At 67.0% G+C, this 20,963-nt stretch carries 18 protein-coding genes; 11 read left to right on the top strand and 7 right to left on the bottom strand.

All coding sequences use genetic code 11. The annotated features are described in order from the left end of the window. Window position 1: 1 nt before the first annotated feature. From HCU76_RS08220 to HCU76_RS08200, 5 genes are all read right to left on the bottom strand, one after another. On the bottom strand, window positions 2-862 hold the full coding sequence (locus HCU76_RS08220; RefSeq protein ID WP_213955700.1) for a hypothetical protein: 861 nt from the start codon (window positions 860-862) through the stop codon (window positions 2-4). After that, the gene (gene treS, locus HCU76_RS08215) at window positions 859-4,218 is read right to left on the bottom strand and encodes a maltose alpha-D-glucosyltransferase (protein ID WP_218508974.1); all 3,360 of its coding nucleotides are present in this window, start codon (window positions 4,216-4,218) and stop codon (window positions 859-861) included. Before treS ends, HCU76_RS08220 begins: the two co-directional genes overlap by 4 nt. Before the next feature lie 13 nt (window positions 4,219-4,231). After that, window positions 4,232-6,271: an alpha-1,4-glucan--maltose-1-phosphate maltosyltransferase gene (locus HCU76_RS08210; protein WP_371319779.1), complete on the bottom strand. Its 2,040-nt coding sequence runs from the start codon at window positions 6,269-6,271 to the stop codon at window positions 4,232-4,234. Further along, entirely contained in the window at window positions 6,264-8,162 is a 1,899-nt protein-coding gene (gene glgB, locus HCU76_RS08205) for a 1,4-alpha-glucan branching protein GlgB (RefSeq protein ID WP_218508973.1), read from the bottom strand. Before glgB ends, HCU76_RS08210 begins: the two co-directional genes overlap by 8 nt. A 216-nt stretch (window positions 8,163-8,378) precedes the next feature. After that, window positions 8,379-9,599 (bottom strand): polyhydroxyalkanoate depolymerase, encoded by a 1,221-nt coding sequence (locus HCU76_RS08200; RefSeq protein ID WP_218508972.1) that lies wholly within the window; start codon window positions 9,597-9,599, stop codon window positions 8,379-8,381. Window positions 9,600-9,714: 115 nt separating this feature from the next. On the opposite strand from HCU76_RS08200, the gene HCU76_RS08195 reads away from it, so the two are divergent. Then, the gene (locus HCU76_RS08195; protein WP_213955705.1) at window positions 9,715-10,371 is read left to right on the top strand and encodes a glutathione S-transferase; all 657 of its coding nucleotides are present in this window, start codon (window positions 9,715-9,717) and stop codon (window positions 10,369-10,371) included. 18 nt (window positions 10,372-10,389) lie between these two features. Here HCU76_RS08195 and HCU76_RS08190 read toward each other — a convergent pair whose 3' ends face one another. Continuing rightward, entirely contained in the window at window positions 10,390-11,055 is a 666-nt protein-coding gene (locus HCU76_RS08190) for a hypothetical protein (protein ID WP_218508971.1), read from the bottom strand. A 335-nt stretch (window positions 11,056-11,390) separates the two neighbouring features. Here HCU76_RS08190 and HCU76_RS08185 point away from each other — a divergent pair, with 335 nt between their 5' ends. Then, window positions 11,391-12,479: a PA0069 family radical SAM protein gene (locus HCU76_RS08185; RefSeq protein ID WP_213955707.1), complete on the top strand. Its 1,089-nt coding sequence runs from the start codon at window positions 11,391-11,393 to the stop codon at window positions 12,477-12,479. 148 nt (window positions 12,480-12,627) lie between these two features. Here HCU76_RS08185 and HCU76_RS08180 read toward each other — a convergent pair whose 3' ends face one another. Next, a complete protein-coding gene (locus tag HCU76_RS08180; protein WP_213955708.1) occupies window positions 12,628-13,188 on the bottom strand; it encodes an isoprenylcysteine carboxylmethyltransferase family protein in 561 nt (186 codons plus the stop codon). Window positions 13,189-13,307: 119 nt separating this feature from the next. Here HCU76_RS08180 and HCU76_RS08175 point away from each other — a divergent pair, with 119 nt between their 5' ends. The 9 genes from HCU76_RS08175 to HCU76_RS08135 all read left to right on the top strand — a co-directional run bounded on the left by HCU76_RS08175 (window position 13,308) and on the right by HCU76_RS08135 (window position 20,882). Continuing rightward, window positions 13,308-14,288, top strand: a complete 981-nt coding sequence (locus HCU76_RS08175) for a dialkylrecorsinol condensing enzyme (protein ID WP_218508970.1) — start codon at window positions 13,308-13,310, stop codon at window positions 14,286-14,288. Further along, complete coding sequence (locus HCU76_RS08170) at window positions 14,278-15,414, top strand: beta-ketoacyl-ACP synthase III (RefSeq protein ID WP_218508969.1); 1,137 nt, start codon at window positions 14,278-14,280, stop codon at window positions 15,412-15,414. Before HCU76_RS08175 ends, HCU76_RS08170 begins: the two co-directional genes overlap by 11 nt. A gap of 5 nt (window positions 15,415-15,419) precedes the next feature. Further along, window positions 15,420-15,815 carry a hypothetical protein gene (locus HCU76_RS08165; RefSeq protein ID WP_218508968.1) on the top strand — a complete coding sequence of 132 codons (396 nt, stop codon included), beginning with the start codon at window positions 15,420-15,422 and terminating at the stop codon, window positions 15,813-15,815. Next, the gene (locus HCU76_RS08160) at window positions 15,812-16,792 is read left to right on the top strand and encodes a BtrH N-terminal domain-containing protein (protein WP_218508967.1); all 981 of its coding nucleotides are present in this window, start codon (window positions 15,812-15,814) and stop codon (window positions 16,790-16,792) included. Before HCU76_RS08165 ends, HCU76_RS08160 begins: the two co-directional genes overlap by 4 nt. A gap of 17 nt (window positions 16,793-16,809) precedes the next feature. Then, on the top strand, window positions 16,810-17,721 hold the full coding sequence (locus tag HCU76_RS08155; RefSeq protein WP_218508966.1) for an ABC transporter ATP-binding protein: 912 nt from the start codon (window positions 16,810-16,812) through the stop codon (window positions 17,719-17,721). A gap of 13 nt (window positions 17,722-17,734) precedes the next feature. Beyond that, complete coding sequence (locus tag HCU76_RS08150) at window positions 17,735-18,892, top strand: ABC transporter permease (RefSeq protein ID WP_218508965.1); 1,158 nt, start codon at window positions 17,735-17,737, stop codon at window positions 18,890-18,892. Then, complete coding sequence (locus HCU76_RS08145) at window positions 18,889-19,164, top strand: phosphopantetheine-binding protein (protein WP_213955715.1); 276 nt, start codon at window positions 18,889-18,891, stop codon at window positions 19,162-19,164. The genes HCU76_RS08150 and HCU76_RS08145 overlap by 4 nt, the downstream gene beginning before the upstream one ends. 79 nt (window positions 19,165-19,243) lie before the next feature. Further along, window positions 19,244-20,326, top strand: coding sequence for a beta-ketoacyl synthase N-terminal-like domain-containing protein (locus HCU76_RS08140; protein ID WP_218508964.1), 1,083 nt, complete (start codon window positions 19,244-19,246; stop codon window positions 20,324-20,326). A gap of 40 nt (window positions 20,327-20,366) precedes the next feature. Continuing rightward, window positions 20,367-20,882: a hypothetical protein gene (locus tag HCU76_RS08135; RefSeq protein ID WP_218508963.1), complete on the top strand. Its 516-nt coding sequence runs from the start codon at window positions 20,367-20,369 to the stop codon at window positions 20,880-20,882. Window positions 20,883-20,963 lie beyond the last annotated feature (81 nt).

Here is a 20,963-nt window from a genome sequence, read left to right as displayed (position 1 = left end):
TTCAAAGCGGTGGCGGTGGATCGGCGGGCCGGCTCTGGATGAGCGGCCGGCCGCGCGGGCGCAGCGTGGTCACGTGGCTGGTGGCGGCGGCCTGTTCGCTGGCCGGCGCTGCTGGCGCCTCGAAGGCGCTTTCCGCGGGCGCCACAGGGGGAATGTCGCGTTGCGGCGTCGTGGCGGGCGCGGGCGGCGTGGCGCGGCCTCCATGCGGCCACCATTGCGCGATGCGGTCCGCGGCCCAGTCCTTGCCCGCCAGGCCGAAGGCCAGCGCCAGCGCGAACACCACGCCGGCCAGGATCACGAGGAAGCTCTCGCGCACGATGTCGCCGCCGACCTTCACATGGTCCAGCGCGATCAGCACCACGAAGATCATGATCGCGTAGCGCGCCACCTTGCCGAAGAAGGTCGCATCCGCCAGCTTGGCGCTGCGGCCGTAATGGACGACCGCATCGCCCACGAACTTGGCGAAGTAGGAGCCGAAGGCCAGCACCAGCAGGGCGACGAAGATGTTCGGCACGAACCACATCACGCGGCCGAGCAGGTCGGTGATGTAGGTCAGCCCCAGGCCGTTGAACGCGATGATCAGCGCGGCCAGCAGCACCATGCCGTAGGCCAGCAGGCCGATCAGGTCGCTGGTGTCCTTGCTGAGGCCGCCCTGCTTGAGGAAGTTGTCCATTCCCGAACGCTGCGTCAGCAAGCCGAAGTTGGCGGCCCGCAGCCCCCTGGTGACGGCAAAGCGCACCACCTTGGCGATGAGCCAGCCGGCCACGATGACCACGGCCGCGAAGAACAGCCGCGGCAGGTAGGCGCCGATCTGGAACAGGAAGGCGCGCAGCGGCTCGAGGCCGATCTGGAACTGGTTCATGCGACATCTCCTCTTGCTTCAATCCGTGGACCATCGGCGCCGGTGGCCAGTGCCTGCAGGCCCTGCATCGGCACCTGGACCCAGTCGACCCGGTTGTTCAACTCGTAGCGAAGCTCGTACATGGCCTTGTCGATCTCGAACAGCGACAGCATCCCGGGCTCCGGTGGCGCCGCGCCGGCCGCGGCCAGCGTGTCGACGTAGCCGCCCAGGAAAGCCTGGCGCACCTGCTGCTCCCAGTCGGCGGCGGCGATGTCGAGGCGGGCCAGTTCCTCCGGGTTCTGCGCGTTGCGCTTGAGCGAGGACCAGCGCGCATAGTTGAAGGAGCGCAGCATGCCGGCCACGTCGCGCAGCGGCGATGTCTTGGCGCGCCGCTCGTCAAAGCTGCGGGCCGGTTCGCCTTCGAAGTCGATGATGACGAAATCATTGCGCGAGACCAGCACCTGGCCCAGGTGGTAGTCGCCGTGGAAGCGGGTCTTGAAGGCGACCGGGCTGCTCGCCTCCGTTGGGAAGGCCTCGATGCGCTGCAGCAACGCGGCTTCGCGCCCCAGCAGGCGTTCGGCATCGAGCTGCACCTCCGGCGGCAGGCCGTGCAGGCGTTGGCGCAGCATGTCGAAGCTGCGGCGGGCCTCGGCAGCTGCGCTGTCGCGCAGCGAGATACGGTCCGCGGCGACCAGCGGCTCGGGGTCGAATGCGGGGTCGCCTTGCGAACGCGCGAAGGCCAGGTGCAGTTCGGCGGTGCGCTGGCCCAGCACGCGCGTCAGCTTGAGGAAGGCGCCGTGGTCGACGACCGTGCCGCCTTCGGGCAGGTCGCGCTGTTCCGCCAGCACGCGGTCCAGGTAGCCCAGCGTGTAGTCCCATGCATCGCCCTGGTTCGGCACATAGGCCTGCAGCAGCGCGAGCGTCATCACCTTGCCGTCTGCGCCGTGGTATTCGATGGCCCCGGCCACCGGCACGCAGTTGGCGAAGCGCGCCACCTGCGTGAGATAGCGGCCCACGTCGAGTTCCGGGTTCACGCCTTCGTGCAGGCGGCGATAGCCCTTGAGGAACAACTGGTCGCCCAGGGTGACGACCGTGTTGCTGCTGGCGGCGCTGGGCTTGCTGACTTCGAGCGCGTCGATGTCCTCGTCGGTCACGTCGACCAGGGCGCCGGTGGAGGTGAAGCGGATCTCGCCATGCGTGGCCGGCAGCACCAGGCCCTGCGCGATGCCCATCACCACGGCGCGGCAGAAGGCTTCGTCATAAAAAGCGTCGCCCATCAGGCCCACTTCGGCCTGCTGGCGCACCTTGGCGATGACGGCCTGCGTGAGTTGCTTCATGCGTTCTTCGTCGTGGTCTTCCCAGGCCAGGGCGAGCGGCATGAAGTAGGTCGAGGGGCCGTCCGCGGCCTGCACGTCGAGCAGCGGCAGCATCCAGCGCAGCCGGCCGCGTTCCCACACCGCGTGCTCGCCGATGGTGGTGCGTGCGATGGCGCTGCCCTTGGACCCGTACCAGCGCTGCACCTCGATGTGGCGCGCGAACAGATCGGACTCGACCTGCTCGCGCAGTCGGTCGGCCATGGCCATGCGCCACGGCATCACGCTTTCGCGGAACAGGCTTTGCCAGCCGTCGAACAGCACCAGCGTCGGCCGGTCGCGCAAGCCCACTTCCTCCTGGTGCCACACGGGCATCGGCGCGTCGGTGGTGAGCTTGAACCAGTAGAAGCCGTAGGAAGGCATGGTCAGCAGGTAGGGCAGCTCGCCGATGGGCGGGAAGGTCGTGCGCCCCAGCATCTCGACCGGCACGCGTGTCTTGTAGGCCGACAGGTCCAGCTCCACCGGCTGCGCGGCGCGCGACAGGTTGAACACCTGCAGGATCACGTCATCCTCGAACAGGCTCAGGTAGGCCAGCACCTTGCGATTGCCGGGGCGCATGAAGACCTTCTTGCCGCGGCCGAAGGCGCTGCTGGTCTTGCGCACCGCGAGCATGCGGCGCGTCCAGTGCAGCAGTGAGCTGTTGTCGCGCAGCTGGGCCTCGACGTTGACGGACTCGTAGCCGTACATCGGGTCCATGATCGGCTGCAGGTAGAGGCGCTGAGGGTCGGCGCGCGAGAAGCCGGCGTTGCGGTCGGGCGCCCATTGCATCGGCGTGCGCACGCCATTGCGGTCGCCGACGAACACGTTGTCGCCCATGCCGATCTCGTCGCCGTAGTAGATGATCGGCGAGCCCGGCATCGACAGCAGCATGCCGTTCATGAGCTTGATGCGGTCCTTGTCGTTGTCCATCAAGGGCGAGAGGCGCCGCCGGATGCCGAGGTTGATGCGCGCGCGCTTGTCGGAGGCATAGGTGGTGTACATGTAGTCGCGTTCGCGGCTGGTCACCATCTCCAGCGTCAGCTCGTCATGGTTGCGCAGGAACACGGCCCACTGGCAGCCCTCGGGGATGTCGGGCGTCTGCTGCATGATCTCGACGATCGGGTCGCGGTCTTCCTGCGCGATGGCCATGTACATGCGCGGCATCAGCGGGAAGTGGTACGCCATGTGGCATTCGTCGCCATCGCCGAAATACTCGCGCACGTCCTCGGGCCACATGTTGGCCTCGGCCAGCAGGAAGCGGTTCTTGTATTCGGCGTCGAGTGCGGCGCGGATCTTCTTGATCACGTCGTGCGTCTCCGGCAGGTTCTCGTTGCTGGTGCCGTCGCGCTCGACCAGGTAGGGAATCGCGTCGAGCCGGAAGCCGTCCACGCCCATGTCGAGCCAGAAGCGCATGGTCTTGAAGATCGCTTCCAGCACCGCCGGGTTGTCGAAGTTGAGGTCCGGCTGGTGGCTGAAGAAGCGGTGCCAGAAGAACTGCTTGGCCACCGGGTCCCAGGTCCAGTTGGAGGTCTCGGTGTCGGTGAAGATGATGCGCGTGCCCTGGTAGATCTGGTCGGTGTCGCTCCACACGTAGAAGTTGCGCTCGGGCGAGCCCGGCGGCGCGTTGCGCGCGGCCTGGAACCACGGATGCGCGTCCGAGGTGTGGTTGATGACCAGCTCGGTGATCACGCGCAATCCGCGCTTGTGCGCCTCGTCGAGCATCTCCTTGAAATCGGCGAGCGTGCCGTACTGCGGGTTCACGTCCTCGTACTCGGCGATGTCGTAGCCGTCGTCGCGCAAGGGCGAGGGGTAGAAGGGCATCAGCCAGATCGTGTTGACGCCCAGGTCCTTCACGTAGTCGAGCTTGGCGGTCACGCCCTTGAAGTCGCCCATGCCGTCGCCGTCGGTGTCGAAGAAGGCCTTGACGTTGAGCTGGTAGATCACCGCGTCGCGGTACCACTGGGGGTCGCTGGTGTGATCGACCTCTGGCGTTTCGAGGGCAAGGGCGGGGACATTGGCGTTCATGTTCTTGATGCCCCTAGAGGTAGTAGTCGAAGTCCTGCTCGCTGCGCGTGCGGCGCCGCACCAGCATGATGTGCGCAGGCGTGTGGTGCGGGTCAAGGCGCACGTAGTGCCAGTCGCCCTGCCATTGGTAGCGCTCGTCGCTGAGCAGATCATGCATCTGCCAGGTGCCGCCAGGGTCCACGCCGATGGAATCGGCCGTGAGATGGACCCATCCGTATTGCGCGTTGTGCGGATCAAGGTTGACCACCGTGACGACGATGTTCTGGCCGTCGTCGGATTCCTTCGCGTAGGCCAGCAACTGGTCGTTCTCCACCGGCAGGAAGCGCAGGCTGCGGTTGAACTGCAAGGCGACGTTGTCGTGGCGGATGCGGTTCACGCGCTCGATCAGGGGGGCGATGCTGTCGGGGCGGTCGTGGTCCCAGCTGCGGATCTGGTACTTCTCGGAGTCCAGGTATTCCTCGCTGTTCGGGCCGCGCGGCAAGTGCTCCAGCAATTCATACGCCGGGCCGTAGATGCCGTAGCTCGCGGCCAGCGTGGCGGCCAGCACCAGGCGCAGGCGGAACATGCCCGGCCCGCCCGTCTGCAACTGCTCGTGCAGGATGTCCGGCGTGTTGGGCCAGACGTTGGGGCGGAAGTACTCGTAGCCCGGGCCCTGCGAGAGTTCGGTGAAGTACTTCGTCAGTTCTTCCTTGGTGTTGCGCCATGTGAAGTAGGTGTAGGACTGCGAATAGCCGAGCTTGGCCAGCCGGTGCATCACCTTGGGTCGCGTGAAGGCCTCGGCCAGGAAGATCACGCCGGGATGCTCGCGCTTGATCTGCGTGATGCACCACTCCCAGAACGGAAAGGCCTTGGTGTGCGGGTTGTCCACGCGGAAGATCTTCACGCCCTCGTGGATCCAGTGGTCGAACACGCTCTTGAGCTCGATCCACAGGCCCTGCCAGTCATCGCATTCGAAGTTGAAGGGATAGATGTCCTGGTACTTCTTGGGCGGATTCTCGGCGTACTGCACGGTGCCGTCGGGGCGCCAGCGGAACCAGCCGGGATGCGCCTTGACGTAGGGATGGTCGGGTGCGCACTGGAACGCGATGTCGAGCGCGATGTCGATGCCATGCGTGGCCGCTGCCGCCACCAGGTGGCGGAAGTCCTCCGCCGTGCCGAGTTCCGGCAGGATCGACTTGTGCCCGCCCTCGGCCGCGCCGATGGCCCAGGGGCTGCCCACGTCGCCGGGCTCGGTCACGAGCGTGTTGTTCTTGCCCTTGCGGTCGATGCGCCCGATGGGGTGGATCGGCGGCATGTACAGCACGTCGAAGCCCATCTTCGCGATGGCTGGCAGGCGGCTTTCGACGTCGCGCAGCGTGCCGTGCGTGCCCGGTGCGCCGGTGGACCGCGGGAACAGCTCGTACCAGCTGCTGAAGCGGGCCCGCACGCGGTCGACGATGAGCGGCAACTCGGCCGAGCGCGTCTGGAAGCGCCGGTCCGGATAGCGGCCGGCCAGCTCGGCCAGGTCCCGGTCGAGCGCCTGCGCCTTGAGCGCCGCGCCGTCGATGGCCCGGTCTGCTGCGTCGCGATCGAGGGCCTGCGCCCATTGGGTCAATGCCTGCCGGTCCGCGCCCGAGGCCCGGCCCGACGCCGCGGCCACTTCGATGGCGCCCACCTGCACCGCGACGCGGATGTCCTCTTCGTCGACGCGCCGCGTGAGCTCATGCCGCCACGACGCGAACGAGTCGACCCAGGCCACCACGCCATAGCTGTAGCGCCCGGGTGTGGGCGCGGTGAAGTCGGCTTCCCAGATGTCGTTGTTCAGCAGCACCATCGGCACTTCATGCGTGGCGCCGCCGTCGGCGCGCCACAGCAGCAGCACGCGAAGCACGTCATGCCCGTCGGCGAAGCAATGCGCCTTCACCTCCAGTTTTTCACTGGCGGTGCGCTTGACCGCGAAGCGCCCGCCGTCGACCACCGGCAGCACGGCGTCGATGACCGCGCGCGCATGGCCGTCGTCGGGCATGCCCGGCAGCGTGGGTGTCAGGAGAACCGGTGTATGCATTTCAGTCATGGACAGCGGGCCTCAGCATGATGGTGGACAGCGGTGGCAACGTCAGGGTCAGGGTATAGGGCTGGTGGCCGACGGGAAGCGGTGCAGCTTGCACGCTGCCCATGTTGCCCCAGCCCGCACCGCCGAACTCCTTCGCGTCGCTGTTGAGCAGTTCTCGCCAGACGCCCCCCGTGGGCACACCCACGCAATGGTTTGTACGCGGCAACGGGGTCAGATTGCAAGCGATCAGCACGGGAGTGCCGCCCGCGAGCGGCTTGCGCAGGAACACCAGCACGCTGGTTTCGGCCTCGTCCGCCTGCAACCATTCGAAGCCTTCGGAGGAGAAGTCGAGCTGGTGCAGCGCGGGCTCCTCGCGCAGCACGCGGTTGAGTTGCCGTACATAGGCCTGGAGGCCGGCATGGTCCGACAGTTCGGTCACCCACCATTCCAGTTCGCCGTCATGCGTCCATTCGCGCCGCTGCCCGAACTCGCCGCCCATGAACAGCAGTTTCTTGCCCGGATGCCCCCACATGTAGCCAAGCAGTGCGCGCAGGTTGGCGAACTGCTGCCAGTTGTCGCCCGGCATCTTGCCGATCAGCGACCCCTTTCCGTGCACCACCTCGTCGTGCGAGAGCGGCAGCACGAAGTTCTCGTTGAAGGCATAGACCAGCGAGAAGGTCAGCTGGTTGTGGTGATGCCGGCGATGGATCGGGTCCTTGCTGAAGTACTTTAGCGTGTCGTGCATCCAGCCCATGTTCCACTTCATGCCGAAGCCGAGCCCGCCCATGTCGACAGGACGCGTGACCAGCGGCCAGGCCGTCGATTCCTCGGCGATGGGCACCGTGTCGGGCTGCTCGCGGTAGATGGCCTGGTTGAGATCCTGCAGGAACTCGATGGCTTCGAGGTTCTCGCGTCCGCCGTTCCGGTTGGGAATCCACTCACCGTGCTTGCGCGCGTAGTCGAGGTAGAGCATCGAGGCGACGGCGTCGACGCGCAGCCCGTCCAGGTGGTAGTGCTCCAGCCAGAACAGCGCCGACGAGATCAGGAAGCTGCGCACCTCATTGCGGCTGTAGTTGAAGATGCTGGAGTTCCACTCCGGATGAAAGCCCTGGCGCGGATCGGCATGCTCGAACAGGTGCGTGCCGTCGAAATAGCCGAGGCCGTGTTCATCGGTCGGGAAGTGCGAGGGCACCCAGTCCAGCAGCACGCCGATGCCGCGCTGGTGCAGGTGGTCGACGAAGGCCATGAAGTCCTGCGGCGTGCCGTAGCGCGCGGTCGGCGCGAAGTAGCCGGTGGTCTGGTAGCCCCAGGAACCATAGAAAGGGTGTTCCGTGACGGGCATCAGCTCGACGTGGGTGAAGCCCATGTCGGCGACGTAGTCGGCCAGGCGGTGCGCGAGTTCGCGGTAGCTGAGCATCTGGCCGTCGCGGCGTTTCCACGAGCCGAGGTGCACTTCGTAGATGGACATCGGCGCATCCAGCGCATTGCATGCGCCTCGCGTGGTCATCCAGTTGCCGTCATGCCATTCATGGTCCAGCGACCACACGCGCGAGCCGGTGGCCGGCGGCGCCTCCGCGCAGAACGCGAAGGGGTCGGCCTTGTCGACCACATACTCGTTGAATTGCGAGAAGACGCGGTACTTGTAGGCTTGCCCCTGCGTGGCCTTGGGTGCGATGGCCTCCCAGATGCCGCTGCCATCGGGCCGCGGGTGCATGCGCAGGGCGCTGTCGTCCCAGCCGTTCCAGTCGCCGATGACCGACACGGCCTGCGCATTGGGCGCCCACACGGCAAAGGTGGCGCCGCTGCCGTCCGCATGCAGGTGACAGCCGAGGTTGTCGTGCATGCGGGCATGGGTGCCTTCGCGAAAGAGCCAGCTGTCTTGCTCGCCGAAATGCTGATGATGGATTTGCACTGTGTTCCCTGTGACCGGACGGGTTGACGCGTCCCGGGGCTTGCGAGCGATTCATTGAAGCGCAGGCGCCAGGTGTGCGCAAGGCAGGTGTGCGCCTTGTCGCGTCGGACACCGACTACACGCTTGCGAAGGCGCGAATAGCTCCAACGCGTCCGCCGGTTCCGGGCCTGCGCCTCGCCCGGGTGTGCTGGACTCGCCTCTTCGGCGTCTCTTCGATCAGCGAATGATTTCGGCCGCCGCGTGGATCGTCTCGCGCACACGCGGGTAGATCTGCGTGTTCCACCGGGTGCCGCTGAACACGCCGTAGTGGCCCACGCCGGCTTGCAAGTGGTGTGCCTTCAGGTAGGGACGGATGCCGCTGCACATGTCTTGCGCGGCCACGGTCTGGCCCACGGAACAGATGTCGTCGCGCTCACCCTCGACGGTGAGCAGCGCGGTGCGGCGGATGGCCGCGGGATCGATCTTTCGGCCGACGATTGTGAGCTCGCCGCGCGGCAGGTCGTAGGTCTGGAAGATGCGTTCCACCGTCTCCAGGTAGAACTCCGCGGGCAGGTCGTTCACCGCCAGGTACTCGTCATAGAAATCGCGGATGTTGTTGGCCTGCTCGATGCGGCCTTCGACGAGGTGCGCGTAGAGGTCGCGGAACTGCTTCTTGTGACGGTCCATGTTCATGCTCATGAACGCGGTCAACTGCAGGAAGCCGGGGTAGACCTTGCGCCCCGCGCCCGCGTGCGGTAACGGCACGCGGCTGATCAGGTTGCGCTTGAACCAGCCGATCGGCCGCTCCGTCGCGAGTTCGTTGACCTTGGTCGGGTTGACGCGGCAGTCGACCGGCCCGGCCATCAGCGTCAGGCTGCGTGGCGTCGCGACGTGGTCGTCCTCGGACATCAGCGCGGTGGCGGCGATCGCGGCCACGCAGGGCTGGCAGACCGCCACCAGATGCACGCCGGGGCCGATGGCGGCCATGAAATCGATCAGCGTGGTGGTGTATTCGTCGAGCCCGAACTTGCCTTGCCACAGCGGCACGTCACGCGCGTTGCGCCAATCGGTCACATAGACGTCGTGGTCGCGCAACAGGGTCCGCACCGTTTCGCGCAACAGCGTCGCGAAGTGGCCCGACAGTGGTGCGGCCAGCAGCACCGGCGGGTGCACCGCCTTGGTGTCCTTGCGGAAGTGCAGCAGCGTGCCGAAGGGCGCCATCAGCGTGGGCTCTTCATGCACCGCCACTTCCTCGCCGTCGACCATCACCGTATCGATGCCCCAACTGGGCCGCGTGTGCGTGAGCCGCATGCGCGAGAACACCTCCATCTGCGCCGATATCTGCCGGGCGGCAGTGCGTTCGGAGCCTTCGCTCCACAAGGACGCTCCCAGGAACTGCGCACCGAGCCGCAGTGGAGAAAGCATGTCTGTCTGGTTTTGGTAGGCCCGGTAAAGCATGCAGCACTGAAGGCAAGTTGCGGGCCAAGCCGCGCGCCGACGCGGTGCATGTGGCATGAGGCTTGCACGGTTGCAGGCTGCAGGCCGGCACGACAACAGCCCAAGGAGCACCGCCATGTCCAAACCCATCCTCACGATCAGCAGCAAGAACTACGGCGCCTGGGCCTTGCGCGGCTGGCTCATGTGCCGCTTCGCCGGGCTCGACTTCGTCGAGAAGATCATCCCGCCGGACGACCCCGCGATGAAGGCGGAGATGCTGCTGCTTTCGTCGTCGATGTTGGTGCCGTCGCTGCAGCACGACGGGCTCAAGGTGTGGGACACGCTGGCCATCGGCGAGTACCTGCACGAGATCAAGCCCAAGGCGGGCCTGCTGCCCACCGATGTGCGGGCCCGCGCCCACTGCCGCGCGATCTGCGGCGAGATGCATTCGGGCTTTGCCAGCATGCGTGGCGCGATGCCGATGAACGTCAAGGCCCGCTTCCCCAACTTCAAGATCTGGTCGCGCGCGCAAGGCGACATCGACCGCATCGTGGAGATCTGGAAGGAATGTCTCGGTAAATTTGACGGGCCCTACCTTTTCGGCAAGAAGCCCGGGCTGGCGGACGCCATGTACGCGCCGGTGGTGACGCGCTTCATCACCTATGACGTGAAGCTGCCGCCCGCCTGCGCGGGCTACGTCAAGCACATGATGGAACTGCCCGAGATGAAGGAGTGGATCGCCGCGGCGAAGCAGGAGCCGGAGGCGATCGACGAGTTGGAAGCGGAGTTCTAGGGTCTGTTCAGCGCAGCCCTAGCGGGAGAAGGCGCTGTTCCCGTCGCCGTCCGCCGCAACCTTCTGGAATTGCAGATACGGCGCCTCGGTGCGCTGCGCCTTGGCCGGTACGCGTTCGCGTTGCCTGCGACGCTCGAGCTCCCTTGCTTCGGCGTCACGGCGCGACTTCTCGACCAGATGCGCCTGGATCATTTGCTGGTGCCGGGCTTCCGCAGCCGCCTGCTGCTGCGCGGCTTGCTCGGCCCTGGCCACGGCCGCCTCGGCGGCGGCGCGGTCGCGCTGCTGCTCGAGGTACCAGGCACCGCCGCCAAGGACGGCCAGCAACAGGCCAAAGAGCATCGTCACGCGCCCCCACTGCGACGGCGCCTTGCCTTCGGGATAGTAGATTTCCACCCAGGATGAAACGACAGGCTCCGAAGAGACCGCCTGCGCCAGCTTGCGGTCATGCGCGGCGCGCATGTCGGGGTTGCGCAGCACCTTGTAGGCTTCCATCACGTCCGCCAACCTGGCGTCGGCGCCGGCATCCACACGGAGGCGTTCACGCGTGAACATTGCCAGGGTTTTATTGAACGCGCGATCAATCTCGCCGGACTTGGCGTTCCCATGGACGCCCAGCACGCTGTATGCAGACCTCATCACTTCCCCCTGCGGGCAAGGACGCGTGCCGGCAACCTGCCGGGACATCGATCCGCACCCTGATTTTATGTATCGTGATGTTACGTCGCGCCCGGGGCAGGCGCAATTAGCACATAGGACCCCACTCCGACAGGGCACGCGTCGGGAGCGGGCAATAAGTTCTACTCGGAGGCCTTGCCGACGGTGACGAAGTAGGAAGCGACGACAACGCCCACGCTCACGAGACAAGCAATAGCAATCGACATGGGGAACCTCTCAGAAGAGTTGACGAATGTTGACAGTTTAAGGGTAAACCCTAGTTCGTGTTTGTAAAGGGAATGGATGTGTCGCTGGCGTCCGACACCGGATAGCGACATACTGTGAATACATCCAGTATTTTCGTCATGACCGATACCTTCATTCCCGTCCATGCCCTCAAGGGCCGCGGCGCGGCGACGCGCATCCCGCATCGCTTCGAGAAGGACGCGCGCGACGCTTACGACGACGGCTGGGGCACGCTGGAGGACGATGCCGCCGAGCAAAGATCGGCGCCGCAAACCGAGGTCCGCTTCGAGGATGCGAAATCGGTGCTCGGCGAAAACGATTCGCCGGACGTTCCCTTCGACCGCTCGCTCAACCCGTACCGGGGCTGCGAGCATGGCTGCATCTACTGCTTCGCGCGGCCGACCCACAGCTACCTCAACCTGTCGCCGGGGCTGGACTTCGAGACCAAGCTCATTGCCAAGCGCAACATCGCGCAAGTGCTGCGCGCCGAACTCGGGCGGAAGAACTACCGGCCCAGCCAGATCGCGATCGGCACCGCCACCGATTGCTACCAGCCGATCGAGCGCGAACTCCGCCTGACGCGTTCCGTCATCGAGGTATTGCACGAGACGCATCACCCCTTCGCCATCGTGACCAAGTCGAGCGCCGTCGAGCACGACCTGGACCTCATCGCGCCGATGGCGGCGGACCGTCTCGCCGCCGTCTACATCACCGTGACCACCCTCGACGGCGAACTCGCCCGCAAGCTGGAACCGCGCGCCGCCGCGCCGCACCGGCGCTTGCGCACGATCCGCACGCTGGTGGACGCGGGCGTGCCGGTCGGCGTGAGCGTGTCGCCGCAGATTCCGTTCGTCAACGAAGACATGGAGAAGGTGCTCGAAGCCGCCTGGGAGGCCGGCGCGCGGCGCGCCTTCTACAACGTGATCCGGCTGCCCTGGGAGGTGGCGCCGCTGTTCAAGCAGTGGCTCGAACTGCACTACCCGCAGCGCGCGGGCCGCATCATGGCGCGCATCCGGGACATGCGCGGCGGCAAGGACTACGACGCCGACTTCGCAACGCGCATGAAGGGCAGCGGCCTCTGGGCCGAACTCATCCGGCAGCGCTTCGAGAAGGCGACGCAGCGCATCGGCTTCAACCGCGAGCGCATTCCCATGGACCTCGAGGCCTTCCGGCCGCCGGGAGCGGTGGGGCAGCGGAGCTTGTTCTGACGCATTGGAATTCGGACAGCCGAACGCAGAAGGAATACAAAAACTCGCAGAAGTCGCAGAAGGAATTCAAGCAAAGGAAATCTTTGGAATTTCTTTTGCGACTTCTGCGAAACCTTTGCGACTTCTGCGTTCGGTCTTCGCATTCAGTTCACAGCACGAATGGAATGAAGCGTCGCGTTCCGCGCATATACGCCCGATAGGCCTCACCGAAGTGCTGCAGGCACTCCTTCTCGTCCCGCAAGGCGGTGATGAACAGCAGCACCGTGGCGGCCAGCACCAGCGCCAGGCCGACCCATGAAAACTGCTTCAGGAAGGCGCCCCAGGCCAGGAAGATCAGCGCCGCGTACATCGGATGGCGGATGTAGCGGAAGGCGCCGCTCGTCACCAGGGCGCTGGTCTTCTCGAAGCCGAGCAGGGCGTCGTCCTGGCGGTCCTCTGTCGGTCGCCCCACCCGCTTGAGCAGGCGCACGGCATGCAGCGGCAGCCATGCGGAGGCGACCAGCAGCAGCCAGGACAGCAATTGATGCGGCGCCAAGGGGTCGTCGCCCCAGACCGGGAGGTTCAACAGGACCAGCAGCAGGATGCATTCCCACGCGAAGAAGCGATAGAAGCCGTGCGAGCCGGGGCGCCGCAATGCGCCGCGCGAGACGTGCAGCAGCGCGGCAGACCCGGCGAGAAAGGCGGCGACGAGAACGAGAGGGTGGAGCATGGCGCCGAATCTACACGCCGCGCCAGGCGAGGCTGCCGGCCCACGTCTTGCGTACGTCACAGAGATTTCACACTGTCATATTCCCCTACACTCGCACGTCTTCCCCGCCTGTTGCCCCTGTGACCTCACTTCCGCTGAGCGCGACCGCGCCTCCCAAGCGCGTGCTCGCCATTCGCTATTCCCAGACGGGACAACTCGACGCCGTTGCGGACCAGATCCTCATGCCACTGCAGGGCGATCCCGGCATCCAGGTGCATGTCGAGACGTTGAAGCCCTTGCAGCCGCTGCCGTTTCCGTGGCCTTTCCTCCGCTTCTTCGACGCCTTCCCCGAGACGGCCCACATGCGGCCGGCCCCGCTGGCGCCCCTGTCGCTGACCGGTGACGAAGAGTTCGACCTCGTCATCCTGCCGTGGCAGGTCTGGTTCCTGGCGCCGTCGCAGCCCATCGCTGCCTTCCTGCAGCACCCGGTCGCGGCGCGCCTGTTGAGGGGCAAGCCGGTCGTCTCGGTGATCGCCTGCCGCAACATGTGGCTGACGGCGCACGAGAAGCTCAAGGCGATGCTGGCCGCTGTCGGCGCACGGCTGATCGACAACGTGGTGCTGACCGACCCCGGTCCCACGCTGGCCACGTTCATCACCACGCCGGCCTGGCTGCTGCTCGGCCGCAAGCGCGGCTTCTGGGGCATGCCCGATGCGGGGCTGACCGCAGCGCAGATCGCGGGTGCGCGCCGTTTCGGGCTGGCGCTGCGCGACGGTCTGCATGGCGATGCGGAACGCGGCACGCAGCCGTTGCTGGCCGGCCTGGGCGCGGTGGTGGCCGAGCCTCGCCTCTACGTCAGCGAAAAGGCGGGCACCCGCAGCTTCTTCCTCTGGGGCAAGCTGATCATGGCGGTGGGGCGGCCGGGCAGCGTACAGCGGCAGCCGCTGGTGCTGGCCTATGTGCTGTTCCTGCTGGCCCTCATCGTCACCGTCGTGCCCGTCAGCCTCGGACTGCAGGCCCTGCTGCGGCCGTTGTTCAGGAGCCAACTGACTAAAATCAAGACCCGCTTTGAGCTGCCCTCAGGCTCGGCCACAGACCGATGCCACCGTTATGACAGTTGATGTATTCCTGACGCGTTCAGCAGCTTATTTACCCTTCTCGCCGGTCTCCAACGACGAAATCGAAGATGTCCTCGGCCGGATCGGCGGCAAGGACTCGCGTGCGCGCCGGCTGATCCTGCGCAGCAACGGCATCCAGTCGCGGCACTATGCGATCGACCGCGCCACCGGCAAGGTGGCCATGACCAACGCCCAACTCACCGCGAATGCCGTTCGCGCGCTGGGCGAGGACATCGGCCCCGTAGGTTGCCTGGCCACCGGGACGTCGATGCCAGACCAGCTCATTCCCAATCACGCGGTGATGGTGCACGGCGAACTGGGCTGGCCGCGCCTGGAAGCCGTGTCCCTCGCCGGCGTCTGTCTGTCAGGCATCGCGGCCCTGAAATACGCCTGGCTGGCGGTACGCGCGGGGGACGCGCAGCGCGCGGTGGCTACGGGTTCCGAACTGGCGTCCCCGTTGCTGATGGCTTCCAACTTCGAGGCCGAGATCGCGCACAAGGTCGACGCGCTCGAAGCGCGGCCCGAGATTGCCTTCGAAAAGGACTTCCTGCGCTGGATGCTGTCCGATGGCGCCGGCGCCATGTTGCTGGAGTGCGCACCGCGCGGCGCGCTGTCCTTGCGCATCGACTGGATCGACCTGTCTTCCGCCGCCCATGAGCTGCCGGTGTGCATGTACGCCGGCGCCGATCGCGCTGCCGACGGCACGCTGCAAGGCTGGATGCAGACGCCGTCCTCGCAATGGCATGCCCAGTCGATCTTCGCCATCAAGCAGGACGTGCGCCTGCTCAACGAGAACATCGTGCGCGCCACCATCGGCGAGCCGTTGCGCGACATCATCGCGCGGCACGACCTGAGGGTGGACCAGATCGACTGGTTCCTGCCGCACCTGTCCTCGCACTTCTTCGCGCAGCCGGTGGCGCAATGCCTGGAGGAGGTCGGCCTCCCGATCCCGCGCGAACGCTGGTTCAACAACCTCGCGCAAGTGGGCAACACCGGCGCCGCTTCGCCGTTCATCATGCTCGATGCGCTGATCCGGTCGGGTCGCTTGCAGAAGGGGCACAAGCTGTTGATGTTCGTGCCTGAAAGCGGCCGTTTTTCCAGTGGCTTCGTGCACCTGGAAGCGGTGTAGCCGTCATGGACGTCGACGCGGTTCCACAAGAGGGCAATGCCACCCTGGACGGGCATCGCAAGCTCATGTACGCGCGTGACGCCAGCGGCCACACGGTGACGGTCGGCTCGCGCGGCTGGGAGGCGGAGGAAATCGTCACGACGCATGCAGTGGAAGCACTGGTTGCGCAGGCCGGGGAAGCACGCGCGCGCGTGCTCGCGGGCACCGCATCGCCGCTTGAATTCTGGATGTACGAGCGCCGAATGGACGTGGCGCTGCTGTCGCAGACCAGCGGCTTCTGGCAATGGCGCGTGCGGCGCCACCTGCAAGCCCGTCATTTCGCCGATCTGTCGCCCGCGCAACTTGCGCGCTATGCGGATGCGCTGGGCCTGTCGGTCGAAGGCTTGAAGCGGCTGCCATGAACTTCGAACACCGGCATGCCGCGCACTGCGAGAGCGGCGTCATTTCCAACATGCTGCGCCACCATGGCGTGCCGATGACGGAGAGCCTCGCCTTCGGGCTCGCGTCGGCGCTGACCTTCGCGTACTTCCCCTTCATCAAGCTGTCGGGGCTGCCGCTCATCTCCTACCGCATGCCGCCGCGGTCGATCATCAAGGGCATGCTGGCGCCGCTGGCCGCGCGCTTCCGGTTCGAGACCTTCGGCAATCCGCAAGCGGGGCAGGCGCGTCTGGATGCGCTGCTGGCCGAGGGGCAATTGGTCGGCCTGCAGACCTCCGTCTACTGGCTGCCGTACTTTCCGCCGCAGATGCGCTTCCACTTCAACGCGCACAACCTGCTGGTCTACGGCAAGGACGGCGACGACTACCTGGTGAGCGATCCGGTGTTCGAGACACCGATGCGCTGCGGCAGCGCGGACATGGCGCGAGCGCGCTTCGCCAAGGGCGTGCTGGCGCCCAAGGGACTGCTTTACTACCCGCAAAAGATCGACCGCAAGACCATCGAGCCCGAGGCCATCGTCAAGGCCATCCGCAAGACCGTGCGCACCATGCAGGCGCCTGTGCCGCTCATCGGCGTGCGCGGCATGCGGACCTTGGCGAGGAAGCTGGCGAGCCTGCCGGCCGGGGATGCCCGCACGGTCGACTACATCGGCCACATGGTGCGCATGCAGGAAGAAATCGGCACCGGTGGCGCGGGCTTCCGCTTCATCTACGCGGCCTTCCTGGAAGAGGCTGCGCAGATCGCTTCGATGCCGCGGCTGGTCGAGTTCTCCAACCGCATGACCGAGATCGGCGATGGCTGGCGACGCTTCGCCCTCAAGGCGGCGCGCATGGTCAAGGGGCGCGAGCCGGTCGACCCGCCCGCACTGGCCGGCCTGCTACGCGGCCAGGCCGACCAGGAGGAAGCCTTCTTTCGCGACCTGAAGCGCGCCGTGGCATAGGCGCACAAGGGACGCATGTGCTGGCGCTCGAACACCTGAGCTACCGCTACCCCGGCGCCGCGCAAGCCGCGCTCGACGACGTGTCGTTGACGGCCCGGCGCGGCAGCGTGCTGGGCCTGCTCGGGCCCAACGGCGCGGGCAAGACCACGCTGATCTCGCATGTGTCGGGCGCGCTTGCCGTGCAAGGCGGACGCGTGCTGGTGGATGGCGAGCCCTTGCAGGCGGTGCGCGCGCGCACGCCCACGCGCATGGCGGTGGCGCCGCAGGAGCATGCGTTCTATCCGATGCTCACCGTGACGGAGAACCTCGCATGCTTTGCCGGAGCGGCCCGGCTGGAAGGCGCGCGCAAGCGGGCGCGCATCGCGGCATGCATCGGCTTCGCGCAACTCGAATCCTTTGCGACGGTGCGCGCCGAGCGCCTGTCGGGCGGATTGAAGCGGCGGCTCAACCTTGCGATCGCCTTGCTGGCCGAGCCCGAGTTATTGCTGTTCGACGAGCCGACCGTGGGCGTGGATCCGCAGTCACGCGCCTTCGTGCTCGACGCCATCAAGAAACTGGCCGCCAATGGAGCGGCGGTGATCTATGCGACGCACTACATGGAAGAAGTCGAAGCCATCGCCGACCGCGTCGCGATCCTCGACAACGGCCGGGTACTGCGCAACGACACGCTGGAGGCCTTGCTCTCCGAAGGAGGAAGGGTGCTGACGGTGCGCGCCGAGGGCGTCGATGGCGCGATGCTCGCGCGCTATGGCGAGGTGGAGCAGGGCCCCGACCACTGGCGCGTGCGGCTCGCCGCCGATGCGCGTCCGGCCCAGGTGCTGGACGCGCTCGACGCATCGGGCGTGACGGTGCGGCAGGCCGAGTTCGGGCGCTACAACCTCGAGCAGTTGTTCATGGCGCTCACTCATCGCTCGCTACGAGACACATGAAGTTCGCCCCGCCATGCTGACCTCGCTCATCAAGAAGGAGCTGATTGCCCTCGTGCGCGACGTGCATGGACTGGCCGCGTTGTTCCTGATGCCGGTGATCTTCATCGTGGTGATGTCGCTGGCGCTCAAGGACTACTACAACCCGCCCTTGATGGCCCTGCGCTATGCGGTCCAGCAGCACGACAACGGCGTGCCTGCGCAGTCGATCCTGGCGGACTGGAAGCGCGCTCACGGAACGCCGCAGGACTTGCCGGCCGACTGGCAGGCGCAGTTGACGAACGGCCAGCTCAAGTACGTGATCGTGCTGCAGCCCGGTCTGTCGGACGCATTGAACGCGGACGCGCTTCCGACCGCGCCGCACATACGCCTGCTCGCGGAGCCCGGCATCGACGGCAACCTTTTCAATGCGCTGCGCGCCGAACTGGTCGGTGTGGCCGGCGAAGTCAAGGGCCGGCTGGAAGCCTCCGTGGCCGGCGGCCCGCCTGCGCCACCCGGCGCATCGATGGCCACGCTGCTGGAGGCCGAGCGCTTCGCGCCGAGCGGGCCGCGACCGACGGCCGTGCAGCAAAGCGTCCCAGCCTGGCTGGTGTTCGGCATGTTCTTCGTGGTGGCGTCGATGTCGAGCCTGTTCATCCAGGAGCGCGCGTCGGGCACGCTGGGACGGCTGCGCAGCCTGGGCGTGCCGACCGGCATGCTGCTGGTCTCCAAGGCCTTGCCCTACCTCGGCGTCAATGCCTTGCAGGCCGCCCTGATGCTGGCCGTGGGCGTGTGGCTCATGCCCCTGCTCGGCGGCGATGCGCTGTCGCTCGCAGGCATCCATTGGGACGCGCTGGTCGTGGCGTTGGTGGCCATCGGCCTGGCCGCGGTGAGCCTGTCGCTGGCGCTGGCCTGCGCGGTGCGCACCCATGCCCAGGCCGCCACGGTCGGACCCGTCGCCAACGTGCTGATGGCGGCGATCGGCGGGATCATGGTGCCGAAGTTCGTGATGCCCGCGGCCATGCAGCACGTGGCCGAATGGTCCCCGATGAATTGGGGCCTGGAAGCCCTGCTGACGGCGCTGCTGCGCGGCGGCGGCCTGGCGGCGATGCTGCCGGAACTCGTTCGCCTGCTTGTTTTTTCCGCGGCCATGCTGGCGCTGGCCGCCCTGTTGTTTCAAAGACGTGCCGCATGAACGAAAGCCTTTCGCTGCCTGACCTGATCGCCGAGTTGAAAGCGCTCGTGCTCGACGCCGTGGAAAAGACTGCGCCCGAAGGCGGCCTGTCCGACGACGAACCCCTGTTCGGCCCCGATGCCAGGCTGGACCTCGACTCGCTCGACGCGCTGCAGGTGTCGATGGCCATCCAGCAGCGCTATGGCGTGCGCATGCCCGACAGCAAGGAGACGCGCCGGGCGCTGAGCTCGATTGCGCATCTGGCGGCGCACTTGAGCGCCAGCCGGCCATGAGCGCAGCGCCGGGCCGCCCAAGCAAACTCGCGCCCCCTCCCTGGTGCAGCGAGAACACGGAGTGCCGAGCGTGGGGGCCATGAGCGCCACGACCGCCGACGTGTACCTGGCAGGCACCGGCCTCGCCTGCGCGCTCGGCCGGGGCCTGCCGCAATCGCTGGCCGCGCTGCGACAGGGCGGCGTCCCCGCGAGGCCTGCGACGGTCCCGGGCGGCTTCTCATGGCCGGTGCATGCGCTGCCACCCCCCGAAGGCGACTGGCTTGGGCAACTGCGCCGCACGGTGCGCGAGGTGGTCGCGCAGTGCGGCCTGCCATGCGACAGGGTGTCGCCGCAGATGCCGCTCTTCGTCGCCTCGTCGTCGCTCGACGTGGGCTTCGAGGAGCAGGCCGGCTGCTTCGCCGGCGACGTGCAGGTCTTCGCCGATCTCGTGGCCGAGGCGATCGGATGGCGCGGGCCGGTGTTCACCGTGTCGACGGCCTGCACGTCGGCCGTCAATGCGCTGCTGGCCGCGGTCGACCTGATTCGCAGCGGTGCGGTGCAACAGGCGCTGGTGCTGGGCATCGAGTTCAGCAACCGCCTCACGTTGGCCGGCTTCGGCGGCATGCAGTTGCTCTCCCCCGATCGCGCCTTGCCCTTCGGCGCGCAGCGCGATGGACTGGTGCTCGGCGAAGCCGCGGCCGCGATGCTGTTGAGCAGCACGCCGTCCCGCTGGCGCCTGGCCGGCGGCGCGAACGTGGTTGCTGGCGACACGCCGACCGGCGCCGATGCCGGCGCCATCGCCGCAGTGACCCTTGCCGCGATGCGGCAAGCCGGCGTGCAGGCCGAGGACATCGATCTCATCAAGCCGCAAGCCGCCGGAAGCCCGGCCAACGACGCCATCGAGGCCGCGGCATTGAAGACGCTGTTCGCCAGCCTCCCGCCGATGGTCGCGCTCAAGCCGCTGATCGGCCACACGCTCGGTGCGGCCGGTGCGGCGGAACTGGTGCTGCTGCTGGCCTGCATCGAGGCTGGTGCGTGGCCCGCCGCGGACTACGTGCTCGATCCGTTGCTGGACGTGGCGCTCGCCGCGCAGCCGCCAGCGCGCCTGCGGCACATCCTGTTCAACGCCATCGGATTCGGTGGTGGGCACGCGGCGCTGGTGCTGGAGGACTGCGAGTCATGACATCGCGGCGAGGCGCGGCAGCACCGGGCGTGTGGCGCCAATGAGCGAATCCGCCGAATCCATTCCGGGCTGGCGGCTCGCCGCGCATGTCGCGTCGGACCCGCCGCCGCTCGGTTGGCGCGACGCGCTGGCCGCGCGACTTGGCGCACGCCCGCGCCGCATCGGCGTGTGGGCCGAACTGGCGCTCTACGGCGCCTGGCAATGCCTGGACGCCGCTGGCGAGTCCGCGTTGCCGTCAGGCGCCCGGCTGCGCGTCGCCAGCCTGAGCGGCCCGCAGACGGCCACGCGCGACAGCATGACGCAACTGCGCACCGGCCTGCCGATGCCCTTCGACTTCATGCAGAGCCAGTCGGGACTGATGCTCGCAGCGCTGGCCAAGGGGCTGGGCTGGCAGGGCGACGCCAGTTTCATGGTGTGCCGCGACGCGTCGTTGCTGATGCGCGTGGCCGCGTGCGGCGCGGGGCCGGATGGCCTGCTGCTGGGCTGGATCGAGCAGGAGGGCGAGGCGCTGCGGGGCGAATGGTGGCGCTGGCTGCCGGACGCCCCCGGCGCATGAGCTTGGGGGCTCATGCGACTTCGCAATCGAACGCATAACTGCGTTGGATCGCCTTGCCGTGCTACAGCACTGTCGGCGGCG

This window comes from Variovorax sp. dw_308, assembly GCF_019207085.1.
Taxonomy (GTDB): domain Bacteria; phylum Pseudomonadota; class Gammaproteobacteria; order Burkholderiales; family Burkholderiaceae_C; genus Variovorax.
The sequence above is the reverse complement of the archived record's forward strand: the minus strand, read 5'-3'. Positions and strand labels throughout refer to the sequence as shown.